Origin of the sequence: Streptomyces paludis (assembly GCF_003344965.1) — a bacterium.
Taxonomy (GTDB): Bacteria; Actinomycetota; Actinomycetes; order Streptomycetales; family Streptomycetaceae; genus Streptomyces; species Streptomyces paludis.
Genome location: NZ_CP031194.1, coordinates 6,737,481 through 6,749,595 on the forward strand (window position 1 = coordinate 6,737,481; position 12,115 = coordinate 6,749,595).

General features: G+C 75.7%; 11 protein-coding genes. 6 read left to right on the top strand and 5 right to left on the bottom strand.

From position 1 onward, the window contains the following. Nucleotides 1–14: 14 nt before the first annotated feature. Nucleotides 15–881: an EamA family transporter gene (locus tag DVK44_RS29855; protein ID WP_114665527.1), complete on the bottom strand. Its 867-nt coding sequence runs from the start codon at nucleotides 879–881 to the stop codon at nucleotides 15–17. A gap of 164 nt (nucleotides 882–1,045) precedes the next feature. On the opposite strand from DVK44_RS29855, the gene DVK44_RS29860 reads away from it, so the two are divergent. Then, nucleotides 1,046–1,954 (top strand): LysR family transcriptional regulator, encoded by a 909-nt coding sequence (locus DVK44_RS29860; protein ID WP_228447421.1) that lies wholly within the window; start codon nucleotides 1,046–1,048, stop codon nucleotides 1,952–1,954. Between the two features lie 33 nt (nucleotides 1,955–1,987). Here the strand turns inward: DVK44_RS29860 and DVK44_RS29865 are convergent, their stop codons facing one another. Next, nucleotides 1,988–3,451: a bifunctional phosphatase PAP2/diacylglycerol kinase family protein gene (locus tag DVK44_RS29865; RefSeq protein ID WP_114663744.1), complete on the bottom strand. Its 1,464-nt coding sequence runs from the start codon at nucleotides 3,449–3,451 to the stop codon at nucleotides 1,988–1,990. Between the two features lie 163 nt (nucleotides 3,452–3,614). Between DVK44_RS29865 and DVK44_RS29870 the strand changes: the two genes are divergently transcribed. Then, a complete protein-coding gene (locus tag DVK44_RS29870) occupies nucleotides 3,615–4,826 on the top strand; it encodes an aminotransferase class I/II-fold pyridoxal phosphate-dependent enzyme (protein WP_114663745.1) in 1,212 nt (403 codons plus the stop codon). Between the two features lie 562 nt (nucleotides 4,827–5,388). On the opposite strand, the gene DVK44_RS29875 is transcribed toward DVK44_RS29870, so the two are convergent. Beyond that, nucleotides 5,389–6,048 carry a DedA family protein gene (locus DVK44_RS29875; protein WP_228447422.1) on the bottom strand — a complete coding sequence of 220 codons (660 nt, stop codon included), beginning with the start codon at nucleotides 6,046–6,048 and terminating at the stop codon, nucleotides 5,389–5,391. Beyond that, on the bottom strand, nucleotides 6,045–6,842 hold the full coding sequence (locus DVK44_RS29880; RefSeq protein ID WP_114663746.1) for an MBL fold metallo-hydrolase: 798 nt from the start codon (nucleotides 6,840–6,842) through the stop codon (nucleotides 6,045–6,047). The genes DVK44_RS29875 and DVK44_RS29880 overlap by 4 nt, the downstream gene beginning before the upstream one ends. Before the next feature lie 282 nt (nucleotides 6,843–7,124). Here DVK44_RS29880 and DVK44_RS29885 point away from each other — a divergent pair, with 282 nt between their 5' ends. The 4 genes from DVK44_RS29885 (at nucleotide 7,125) to DVK44_RS29900 (ending at nucleotide 10,827) form a co-directional block, all read left to right on the top strand. Next, nucleotides 7,125–7,544, top strand: coding sequence for a hypothetical protein (locus tag DVK44_RS29885; protein WP_114663747.1), 420 nt, complete (start codon nucleotides 7,125–7,127; stop codon nucleotides 7,542–7,544). A 184-nt stretch (nucleotides 7,545–7,728) separates the two neighbouring features. Next, entirely contained in the window at nucleotides 7,729–9,957 is a 2,229-nt protein-coding gene (locus DVK44_RS29890) for a phage holin family protein (RefSeq protein ID WP_114665529.1), read from the top strand. 90 nt (nucleotides 9,958–10,047) lie between these two features. Further along, nucleotides 10,048–10,446 (top strand): hypothetical protein, encoded by a 399-nt coding sequence (locus DVK44_RS29895; protein ID WP_114663748.1) that lies wholly within the window; start codon nucleotides 10,048–10,050, stop codon nucleotides 10,444–10,446. Between the two features lie 120 nt (nucleotides 10,447–10,566). Next, nucleotides 10,567–10,827, top strand: a complete 261-nt coding sequence (locus DVK44_RS29900; protein WP_114663749.1) for a hypothetical protein — start codon at nucleotides 10,567–10,569, stop codon at nucleotides 10,825–10,827. Nucleotides 10,828–10,837: 10 nt separating this feature from the next. Here the strand turns inward: DVK44_RS29900 and DVK44_RS29905 are convergent, their stop codons facing one another. Then, nucleotides 10,838–11,857 carry a LacI family DNA-binding transcriptional regulator gene (locus DVK44_RS29905; RefSeq protein WP_114665530.1) on the bottom strand — a complete coding sequence of 340 codons (1,020 nt, stop codon included), beginning with the start codon at nucleotides 11,855–11,857 and terminating at the stop codon, nucleotides 10,838–10,840. Between the last annotated feature and the right edge of the window lie 258 nt (nucleotides 11,858–12,115).

Genomic DNA, 12,115 nt, shown 5'->3' on the forward strand with positions numbered 1-12,115 from the left:
GTGGTCCTGCCACGCTACGCCCGAATGTCGGATGGTGAGATGGGTGTCTCGTTATGTGGGATATCGGAAGGGTGGTCCTGGGGGGAGGCCGCCGTGACGGCGACCGCGTTGGCGCCGACGATGACGCAGATGGCCGCCCACGCGGCCATATCGAGGTGCTCGTGGAGCACGATGAGGCCGACCAGGGCGGCGAAGACCGGGTTGACGCTCATGAACACGCCGAAGAACCGCGCCGGGACGCGTCGCAGCGCGAGCAGGTCGGCGAGGAACGGCACCGCCGAGGAGAGGACCCCGGCCGCCAGCGCGCAGGCGAGGACGGCCGGGGTCGGAGGGTGCCGCCAGAGCACTAGGGCGCCGACGGGGAGGTAGAGGACGCCGGAGACGGCCGCGGCGGCGGCCGAGCCCTCCAGGCCGGGCAGCCGGCGGCCGACGGCGCGGTTCAGCAGGATGTAGCAGCCCCAGCACGCCGCGGCCAGCAGGGCCATACCGACGCCCAGGTAGTCGGTGGAAGGAGAGGGACGGGTGAGGACGACGACGGCCGCCGCTGCCGCCAGCGCGCACAGGGCGTCGATCCGGCGGCGGGAGCCGGCCAGCGCCACCGTCAGCGGGCCGAGGAACTCCAGCGTGACGGCCAGCCCCAGCCCGATGCGGTCGATGGCCGCGTACAGGGACAGGTTCATCACGGCGAACACCAGCGCCAGCCCCAGCACCGGCCGCCACTGCGCCGCCGTGAACGAGCGCACGCGCGGCCGGCCGGCCGCCCACAGCACCCCGGCGGCCACCCACTGACGGATCGCGACCACCCCCGCCGGGCCGATCACCGGGAAGGCCAGCGCCGCCACCGACGCCCCGACCTGGTTCGACAGCCCGCTGCCCAGCATCAGCGCCACCCCGGCCCGGCGGCTCCCGCCCGGGCCGGATGCACCGCCGTCGGCGGCGGGGGACTGTCCGGCGTCCTGCGAGGTCTTCAGCACCATGGCCTCACGGTGCGCTCTCCCCGGGGATACGCAAAATGCATGCACCGCACTATCGATACGCTGGGCGTATGGATCGTATGGAGGGTACGGACGGACGCCGGGGGACCGCCACCGGACTGGAGCTGAAGCACCTGCGCTGCCTGGTCGCCATCGTCGACACCGGCAGCTTCACCGACGCGGCCCTCGAACTGGGCGTCTCCCAGGCCGCCGTCTCCCGGAACCTGCTCGCCCTGGAGAAGACCCTCGGCGTGCGGCTGCTGCACCGCACCAGCCGTACGGTGGCCCCCACCACGGCCGGTGTGCAGGTGCTCGCCCGCGCCCGCCCGCTGCTCTCCGGCGCCGACGAACTCGTCGCCGAGGCCGCCGCCGGCCACAGCCGACTGCACCTCGGCCACGCCTGGTCGGCCTTCGGCCGGCACACCACCGAGTTCCAGCGCCGATGGCACCACGACCACCCCGGGACCGAACTCCGGCTCATCCGCCACAACTCGTCCACCGGCGGGCTCGCCGAAGGACTGTGCGACCTCGCCGTCATCCGCGCCCCGCTCGACCTCAAACCCTGGTCACACGCCCTCGTCGGCGAGGAACAGCGCTACCTCGCCCTCGCCTCCGACGACCCGTGGGCCCGCCGGCGCGCCATCCGCCTGGACGAGGCCGCCACACGCACCCTCGCCCTCGACCGCCGTACCGGCACCACCACCGTGCGGCTGTGGCCCGAAGGCGAACGCCCCGCCGTCGAGTACATCCACGACATCGACGACTGGCTCGCCGCCATCGCCTCCGGCCGCTGTATCGGCGTCACGCCCCAGGCCACCGCCGCGCAGTACCGCCGCGACGGCATCATCTACCGCCCCCTGCGCAACGCCGAGCCCGTCCCCGTCCACCTCATCTGGCGCCGGCAGGACCCCCACCCCGCCACCCACGCCGCCGTCGCCCTCGCCATCGACCTCTACCGCGAGCACCGGCAAACCCGGTAGCCCCGGTAACCGTTCCGGGGACTCCTCAACGCCCTACAGGGCCTTCGGCCGGTAGACCCGCAGCGCCTCCGCCGCCTTGTCGAGCGTCAACTCGCCCGGCGCCTCGGTCACTTCGCCGTCGAAGGCCAGCGGAGTGCCCGGCGCGATGCCCGCGACGCGGACCCGGCGCCTCCGCTCGGCCGCGTGGAACGGTGAGCGGCTGAGCGGGCCCGCCAGCGCGGCGCCGAGAAGGCGCAGGCCCGGGGTCCGGCCGCCGTGGACGATCCGTACGTCCAGCAGCCCGTCGGCGAGATCGCGGCGGTGGCCCGGGGTGGGGCCCATCTGCTCGTACATCCCGTTCCCGGCGAACAGCAGCCACAGCGAGCGCCGCCGGCCCTCGAACTCGGCGTCCAGCTGGTGCCGGCCGCGCAGCACCTTCAGCGCCGCCAGCACCCCGGCCGGCCAGCCGCCGATCCGCGGCGACCAGTGCTCGCGCTCCCGCACCAGCTCCGGATAGACGCCCAGGCTGAAGGTGTTGAGGAAGTGGCCCGGCGTCTTCCCGTCCGGGCCGGGGGTGAAGCGCCCCAGGTCGACGCGGACGGCGTCCCCCTCGGTCACGGCCCTCGCCGTGTCGTGGACGTGCTCTATGCCCAGGTCGTACGCGAAGTGATTCAGCGTGCCGCCGGGGAAGACGGCCAGCGGCAGCCCGTGGTGCACGGCGATCGCGGCGGCCCGGTTGACCGTACCGTCGCCGCCGAGGACCCCGAGGGCGCGGCAGCGGCCCGCGGCCTTCTCCAGCTCGCCCTCGACCTCCTCCGGGTCGCACTCCACGACCGCCGCCTCCGGCAGCGCGTCGCGCACCAGGCTCGCCGTGTCCGCCGAACCGGAGGCGCGGTTGACCACCACGACCAGCTCCTGGCCGTCGGGCAGCGCGGGCGCCTCGGCGTACGGGCGGCCGGGCGAGGGCAGTTGGGCGCGCGTCGGCACCAGCCCGCGCACCGCGAAGGCCGCGCCCACGCCCAGTGCCGCGCCCACCACCACATCGCTCGGATAGTGCGCGCCGGTGTAGACGCGCGAGAGCGCCACGGCGGCGGCCACCGGGGCCACGGCCGCGCCCCAGCCCTTCGACTCCAGCGCGACCCCGGTCGCGAAGGCGGCGGCCGAGGCCGCGTGCCCGGACGGGAAGGACGTGGTGAACGGCTGCCGCTTCAGCCGCCGTACGACCGGGACGGAGTCGAGCCCCGGCCGCTGCCGCCGTACGGCGTGCTTGCCCACCGTGTTGACGGCCGCCGAGGCGAGCCCCAGCGACACCGTGCCCCGCAGGGCCGCCCGGCGCGACTTCGCGCCCCGGCCGAGCAGGGCGATGCCCGCGGCGGCGCCGAGCCACAGCAGCCCGTGGTTGGCGCCGCGGCTCAGCCGGGGCAGCACCGGGTCGGCGCCGGGCCAGTGCCGGCCGGCGACGGAGCGGAAGACCCGCCGGTCCAAGGAGTCGAGCCGTGCGGCGAAGGTATCGGTCATGGCACCCGGCTACCCCGTGGCCGCGGGGTCAAGCGGTCCGGTTCGCTCCAGGGCTGGTCCAGGGCTGGTCCAGGGCCGGTCCGGGGGCACGGAGCGGCAAACCTCCGTAACCTCCGTATAAACGGCACAAAGGGTAGGAACGGTCCCGACGGGAGGTGTCGCCGTGCGGCTCACGGCAGCCGAGGACCGAGGTCCCGTACGGTACGGTCCCGCCGCGCCCGGCACCGGCCTGCCCGTCCTCCCCGAGCTGGTCGCGGCATGCGCGGCGGCGGCCCCGCACCCCGTGGCCCAGCCGCCCGGCGGCGGCGCGGCCCTGCGGGAGGCGGCCCGCGGCTACTGGTGGCGGCGCGGACTGCACGGCGGGCCCGACGACATGGCCGCCGCACCCGGCGTCCGGCCCCTGCTGCTCGCGCTGCTCGCCGCGGCCGGCGGGGACGTGCTGATGCCCCGGCCCTGCCCCGCCTGGTGGGCCCCGCAGGCCCGGCTCCTGGGGCGCGCGGCCTACCACGTGCCCGTCTCGGCGGAGGCGGGCGGCGTACCCGATCCGTTCGCCCTGCTGGAGACGGTCCGGCGGGTACGGGCCGAGGGCGGCGCGCCGCGCGTACTGCTGCTCTGCCCCGCCGACGACCCGACCGCCACCGTCGCCCCGCCCGAACTCGTCCGTGAGACCTGCGAGGCGGCCCTCGGGGCGGGGCTGCGCGTCGTCAGCGACGAGACCTGGCGCGACACGCTGCACCGCCCGCACGAGACGGTGCTGCTGAGCCCTGCGGAGATGTGGCCCGACGAGGTCGTGGTCCTCGCCGACGCGGTGGGCTCGCTGCTCCCGGCGGCCTGGCCGCTGGCCGTCGCCCGTTTCCCCGCGACCCCGGACGGCGCCGCGCTGCGGGCCAGGACGCTGGACATCCTCACGGCGCTCGGCGCGACGGTCGCGGGCCCCGTCGCCGCGGCTGCCGTCCACGCGCTCGGCGAGCCCGCCGCCGTCACGGCCCGGGCACGGGCCGCCGCCACGCTCCACGGCCGCGTGGCCGCCGCCGCCCACCGCGCCGTGCTCACCGCGGGCGCCCTGGCCAGGACCCCGCTCGCGGGCCGCTTCCTCTACGCCGACCTGGGCCCGCTGCGCCCGCGCCTGGCCGGGCTGGGCGTCACCGACTCGATGGAGTTGGAGAACCACCTGAGCACCCGCCTCGGCACCGCCACCCCCGGCGGCCACCGCTTCGGCGACGACCCGGCCGCCCTACGCGTACGCCTGCCGACCACCCCCCTGCTCGGCACGGACACGACACAACGCCTGACGGCACTGACGGCCCCGGATCCGCTGCGCCTGCCGCATGTGGCGCTGGCACTGGCGGACCTGGCGGAGGCGCTGGAGCGGTAGCGGGTGGCTCGCTTGGCCCGAGGCCCGGCGGCCCGGCGGCCCGGCCGCCACCGCTCCCGTACGGCGTGCTGCGGCCTCGGGCCGGACCGGCGGCGCAGTTCCTGGCGGCGCTGACGGCTCCCGATCCGCTGCTGCTGCCGCATGTCGCGCTGGCACTGGCGGATCTGGCGGCGAGCGCTGGAGCGGTAGCGGGCGGCCTGGCGGCCCGGCCGCGCGCTGGTCCCGTACGGCCCGTGCGGTGCGGTCCGGCACGCTGCGGCCTGCGGGCCGAACCGCTAGGTGGGCGCTGGCCGCCGCTGTTCGGCCCTGCCGGCAGGGCCGTACCGGCCGTCCGGCCGCGTGGCCGGTACGGTGCGCTGTGCCGGCACGCTTCCGCCGTTGCCCTGCCCTCCGGCCTCGGCCGGAACCCGCGCCCGGCCGCTCGGCCGTTGCCCCGGCTCTGCTGGGCCCGCGGTGCCCGCTGCCTGGCGGTGCCGCCGGGCCCGCCACGGCCGCCGCAGCCTTCCGGCCACGTCGCAGGGCCCGCGTGCGCGGTCCCAGCCCGGTCATCCGACCCACCCCCCTACGTCGGCTGTCCCTCCGACCCCGCTCCCGGGCCCGAGCCCGGGCGTCGTAGGCGGCGCCAGATGGTCGGGGCCGTGCTCAGGAGTACCGTCAGGACCACTGCCGCGAGCACCCCCTCCCACGGCTCGGGGAAGAGTGAGCCGCCCAGTATCCCGATCAGCATGTACGTCGCCGACCAGGCCAGGCAGGCCGGGACATCGCCCCGGGCGAACCGGCGCAGGGGCCAGTCACCCAGCAGGCAGGCCAGCATCACCGGAATCCGCCCGGCCGGTACCAGCCGGGAGAGGACCAGGACCGTCACCCCGTTCTCCCGCAGTCTCAGCTGCGCCTGCTCCAGTCGGTCCGGGGGCGCGTGGCGGCGCAGTGCCGCCAGCCAGCGGGAGCCGTTGCGGGAGCCGAAGCCGCGCCGGCCGAGCCAGTAGAGCGCGACATCGCCGAGGAAGGCCGCGAACGACGCGACCAGGAAGACGAAGAGCATCGAGAGCGGATGGGTCTGGTGGAAGGCGACCACCGCCGCCGAACTCACCACCGCTCCCGTGGGCACCACCGGCACCAGCGCGCCCAGCATCACCAGCAGGAACACCGACGGATAGCCGACGGCCTGCTGGGTCGACTCGGTCGGCAGCGCCGACAGCTGGGAGACGAACCGCTCGATCACGCCGCCGCCTCCGGCGCCACGCTCTCGCCGTGCCGCAGCAGATGGACCGCCACCTTGGGCGCCAGCTCGGCCGCGTGCCGTACGAACTCGTCCCCCGGCGCGTAGAACTCGTGCGGCCGTACGGAGTCCAGCCCGATCGGCCAGTACGTACCGAAGTGCACCGGCACCGCCGCGGCCGGCGCCAGCCGGGCCAGCGCCTGGGCCGCGCGCCCCGCGTCCAGATGCTCGGGCCCCAGCCGCGGGCCCCAGCCGCCGACCGGCAGCAGCGCCACGTCCACCGGCCCCACCGCGTCCGCCATCGCGTCGAAGAGCCCCGTGTCGCCCGCGAAATACGTCCGCGACTCGCCGCTGACCACATAACCGAGCGCCGGGGAGCGGTACGGGCCCACCGGCAGCCGGCGGCCGTCGTGCCGGGCCGGCACCGCCCGTACCCGCAGCGGTCCGACCGCCACCTCGTCACCCGCCTCGACCTCGGTGATCCGCAGTCCGGCCCCGGCCCGGCCACCGCGGGCGTCCAGCCGGCGCAGCCCCGGCACGGACCGCGCCGCGTCGCGCGGCACGATCAGCCGGGTGCCGGGCGCGAGCGCCGCCAGCGACGGCAGATGCAGATGGTCGGAGTGCAGATGCGAGACGAGCACGACATCCGCGACGGCGGCCTCCGGCGGCGGTACGGCACCCAGCCTGCGCCGCAGATGCGCCAGCCGGCGTGTGAAGAGCGGGTCGGTCAGCACCCGGACGCCGGAGTCCTCGACCGTACAGGTGGCATGACCCCACCACGTGATGACTGCACCCAACCCGCTCTCAGCTCCCGTCCCCGCCCGGGGCGCGCCGCGCACACCCCGGGTCCGATTTCCCCACTCAGCGTACGGGGGTCCTCACGGGGGCGTGCGGCCTGTGGCGCGTGCGGTCCCGGTGCGCCCGGTCGCGCCCCTGTGCCCACCCGCCGCGCGCCTGCCCGGCGCCCCGCGCGCCGGTTAGGGTCGGCGGGAGGACAAGGAGGGCGTGGGGTGCGCGCGGTGTGGGGACGGGAACGGGGACGGGTCCGGGGGCGGAGCGGGGGGAACGTGAGGACCGGCATGGGCTGTACGACGGCCGCGGAGGTACGGGTGGCCGTGATCGCCAGCCACACCCCGCTGGAGGAACTCGACAGCGACCCCTTCCTCGTCGACACCCGCGGCCAGCACGCCATGTGCGCCCGCTGGGCCGAGGACCGGGGCTACGCCGTCACCCGGCAGCTGCTCCTCTACCGGCTGCGCCCCGACCACCGCGGGCTCTGGCTCGATGTCGAGGCCGGACTGGTCGACGTGTTCGTCGCGGCGGGGGACCGGGTGCTGGAGCGGGCGTTCACCTCGGCCGACGACTTCGCGGCGGAGTGCGCGCGCCGGGGGGTACGGCTGGAGACCGTCGGCCTGGACGAACCGCGCTACGACGCGGCGATGAAGGCCGAGGTGCACCGCAGGCTCTCGATGCCGACGGCCGGGTACCGGGGCCGCTGACCCGGCGGGGCGGGGCGGGGCGGCTCGGCTCCGGACCGGGGCCGCCGACTCGGGCGCGCGCCCAGCAGCGTCACCCCTGCCACCGCGCACCCCGGCCCGTACCCGGGAGCTTCCGGCGCGCTGTGCGAGGCTGGGGCGGAGCCCGTGACAGCCGTACGGGTCCTGACGTGAGGTGACGGGGAACGTGTTCGAGGGGCGATGGCGGACGACGGGCAGCGCCCTGCTGCGCGTGATCACCGTGTGGGCGGCGTCCACGCTCACCATGCTGCTGCTCGCCGCGGTGCTGCCGGACTTCCACCTCCAGTCCGACGACGGCGACAGCCTCACCCGGACCGCGCTGACCGCCGCCTGGGGCGCGGGCGCGTTCGGGCTGCTGAGCGCACTGGTCTGGCCCGTACTCGTCCGGGCGCTGCTGCTGGTGCCCGCGCTCGTCCTCGGGCTGCTGGTCTTCTTCCTCAACGGCTCGCTGCTGCTGATCGCGCTCCGGCTGATCCCCGACGGCCGGGGCGCGGCCGACCCGCGGACGGCGGTGGTGGTCGCCGCCGTGATGTCCGCCGTCGCCTCGGCGACCTCCACCGCGCTCGCGGTCGGTGACGACAACGCGTACCGGCGCCGGCTCTCACGCCTGGCCGACCGGCGGCGGCGCAGGAGCGGCGAGGACGGCCGCCACGGCGGGCCGCCCGGCACGGTCTTCCTCCAGCTCGACGGGGTCGGCCACCAGGTGCTGCTGGACGCCGTCGCCGACGGCGTGGTGCCGCACATCGCGGGCTGGCTCGGCGAGAGCCCCGAGGGGGCGCCCCCCGCCCGGCCGGCCACCCACCGGCTCACGCCCTGGCACACCGACTGGTCCAGCCAGACCGGCGCCAGCCAGCTCGGCATCCTGCACGGTTCCAACCACGACGTCCCCGCGTTCCGCTGGTACGAGAAGGACACCGGCCGGATCATGGTCAGCAACCGCCCGGCGAGCGCGGCCGAACTCCAGCGCCGGGCCATCGAACGCACCGGTGACGGCGGGCTCCTCACCCTCGACGGCGCCAGCCGCGGCAATCTCTTCAGCGGCGGCGCCGACCAGCTCGCGCTGGTGCTGTCGATCGCCGCCCGGCGCGGCCGGGCCAACCGCTCGCGCGCCGGGTACTTCGCGTACTTCTCCGACCCGGCCAACGCCGTCCGTACGGTCGTCTCCTTCGCCGCCGACGTCGGCCGCGAGATCGGCCAGTCCACCCGGGCGCGGCTGCGCGGCGACCGGCCCCGGGTGGGGCGCGGCGGGCTCTATCCGTTCATCCGGGCCTTCGCGACCGTCGTCGAGCGGGACGTGGTGGTCACGGCGGTCATCGGCGACATGCTGGCCGGCCGTACCGCCGTCTACGCCGATCTCGTCGCCTACGACGAGGTGGCCCACCACTCGGGGCCGCACAGCCGCGACGCCTTCCAGGTCCTGGCCCGGCTCGACCGCTCGGTCGGCCTGATCGCCAAGGCCGCCGAGCACGCCCCCCGGCCCTACCGGATCGTGCTCCTCTCCGACCACGGGCAGAGCCCCGGCGAGACCTTCGAGGCCGCCTACGGGCTCACCCTGCGCGATCTGGTCCGCGCGGGCTGCGGACTGCCCGTACCGCGCCGGGTCCGGCGGACGAAGAGCGGCGCCGAGGCCCGGGACGCCGCCCGTCACGCGGTCCTCGGCGCGCTGCACCGGCCCGACCCGGAGGGCGCGGGCGAGGAGGAGCCCGCGCGGGGCTCGGACCCGGTGGTGCTCGCCTCCGGGAACCTCGCGCTGATCTCCTTCCCCGATGTGCCCGAGCGGATGAGCCGCGAGCAGATCGACCGCCGCCACCCCGCGCTGCTGCGCACCCTGGCCAACCACCCGGGCATCGGCTTCCTGCTCGTACGGAGCGAGGAGCACGGTTCGGTGGTGCTCGGCCCGGACGGCGCCGAGGTGCCGGTGGCCGCGCTGACGGACGACGGACCGCTCGCCGCCATGGGGCCCGGCGCGGCCGAGGCCGTCCGGCGCACCGACGGCTTCCCGCATGTCGCGGACATCATGGTCAACTCGATGTACGAACCGGCGACGGGCCGGGTGCACGCCTTCGAGGAGCAGATCGGCTCGCACGGCGGTCTCGGCGGCGAGCAGTCGCGGCCCTTCCTGCTGTCACCGCTGACGCTCTCCGCGCCGCTGCCGGACGGCGGCCGGCTCACCGGCGCGGAACAGGTGCACGAGGTGCTCAGACGCTGGCTGCGCGAGGTGAACGGGCCCCAGGTGCCGCTGGGCGCGGCGGGCACGGGCCGTACGGAGAGCACGGAGACCTGGGCCGGGCTGCCGGAGGTGGGGCCGGAGGTGCCCGTACCGGCTCCCGGGGCCGGGTCGCATACGCGGTCTACGGTGGCACGAACCGCCGAGGACGAGCCGGGCCCGGCGTAACCGGCGTCCCCCGTGCGGGCTGTTTCCGCCGGTAGCAGGACGGGGGACGGGTGGGACTGGGCAGGTCAGGCATGTCCAGGAGGTCGTGCCATGCACCGCACCGCACCCGCTGTCCCCCGTACCGCCGCCCAGGCGGCGGCGCGGGCGCGCGCGCTGCGCCGGGGTGCGCTGATCCTCCTGCTGGCGCTCGCCGCGCTGGTGGGCGCGGGGCTCGAACCGGGCGCGGTGGCGCGGGGGAGCGCGGAGCCGCCGCCGGTGTCGGGGTCCCGGGATCCCTCGGGCGACGGCCAGGGCGAGGTGCAGCAGGACACCACCGAGCCCGAGCATGTCACCCCCGCCACGGTGCAGCGGGCGGCCCGGGCCCGGGTGGAGCCGCCGGCCCCGCTCGGCGCGTACGACGTGCCGGCCGTCCCGTACACCGAGCGGTGCGGCCGGGCGGGTGCCCCGCGGCTGCCGGATTCCTCGCGCCGTGTGGTGCTGCGCTGCTGACAGGTCCTCAGGACCAAACGTCCCTCCCGGCGACGGCAACGGCAGCGGCAGCGGCAGGCCGCCGCGCCGGCCGGCCAGTCGTCAGCACCACTCCCGCCCGCTCGAAGTGAGGACACCGCCATGCCCATCGACCTGTTCGCCGCGCTCAACGCCATGATCCGGGCCGAGGCCGCCCGTGCCGACGAGTCGGCCTCCCGGCTCCGCGCCGCCGGTCCCTCGGGGCCGTCCCCCGACCGTGACCCGGATCCCGACCCCGTGGCCGCCGTGCCCGCTGCGGCGGCTGCGACGGCTTCAGCGGCCACGACGACCGCTACGGCCACCGCGGCCGAACCCGTGGCACCGGCGCGCGGCAGGCGCCTCGGTCTACGGTTCCGGAGGTAGCCGCCGGGAGTCAGTCCCGGGCCGCCGCCGTGCTCTGACGTTCGATCAGGCTCGGCAGCGGTACGTGTACGGTGCGGGCCGCGCCGCCGTCGAGCAGCGCGGCCAGCTCCCCGGCGGCGATCCGGCCGAACGAGACCGTGTCCCGGGAGAGCGCCGTCAGCCAGGGGTGGACCAGCCCGCAGAGCGCCGAGTCCTCCCACGAGACGATCGAGACATCGTCCGGCACGGTGAGCCCGAGCCCGGTCGTCACCGCGGCCCCGGCGGCGGCCATCACGTCGTTGTCGTAGATCAGCGCCGTCGGCGGCCGGGGCTCCGCCAGCACCCGGCGGGTCACCTCGGCGCCCTGGGTGTCGGAGTAGTCGGTCGGCAGCGAGCGCACCTCGGCGAGTCCGTACCGCTCGGCCTCGATCCGCAGCGACCGGATGCGCCGCTCGGTGTGCGCGAGCGAGGGCAGTCCCGCGATATGCGCGATCCTGCGGTGGCCGAGACCGTGCAGCCGGCCGACGATCGCGGCCATCGCGCCGGCGTCGTCGGCCCGTACCTGCGACAGTCCGGGGTGGGTCGCCGGGCCGTCGTCACCGGGCAGCGCGCCGATGACGACAGCGGGAAGTCCCAGCTCATCGAGGAGAACGGGGCGTGGATCGGCCGTTCTGGGGTCCACCACGAGCACCCCGTCGACCCGGTTCTCCGCCCACCACCGGCGGTAGACCGCGCACTCGGCGGGCACGTCCTCCACCACCTGGAAGAGCAGACCGAGTTGACGTTCTGACAGGATCTCCTGGATGCCGGAGATCAGCTGGAGAAAAAACGAGTCCACGCCGAGGGTCGCCGCGGGTCTGGCGAGCACCAGACCCACCGTGGCGGAGCCCTCGCCCGAGAGCGCGCGGGCCGCCGTGCTGGGCCGCCAGCCCAGCTGTTCGGCGACCCTGCGGACCCGGTCCCGGGTCACCTCGGAGACTCCGGGGCGGTCGTTGAGCGCGAAGGACACCGCGCTCTCCGAGACCCCGGCCCGCTGGGCGATGTCCTTCATCGTCGGGCGGCGCGCGCGGGTGCGTCCGGTCTTCGTCGGCCGGTCGCGGTCGGCTGTCATCCGAGTCCCTCTCGTACGTACCGGACGAGTCGTCTGGACTCCGGACTAATGCGCTTGAGCACCACCATCCTAAAGCGCATTAGTCGGCATTGCAAAAAAACAGAGAACAAGGCCTGACCTGGGGTTAAACCCAGCCTCCAGAATCCGGGCCGCCAAATCTGTTGACTTTCATCCCACCACATTGCAAGGTCTGCTGGG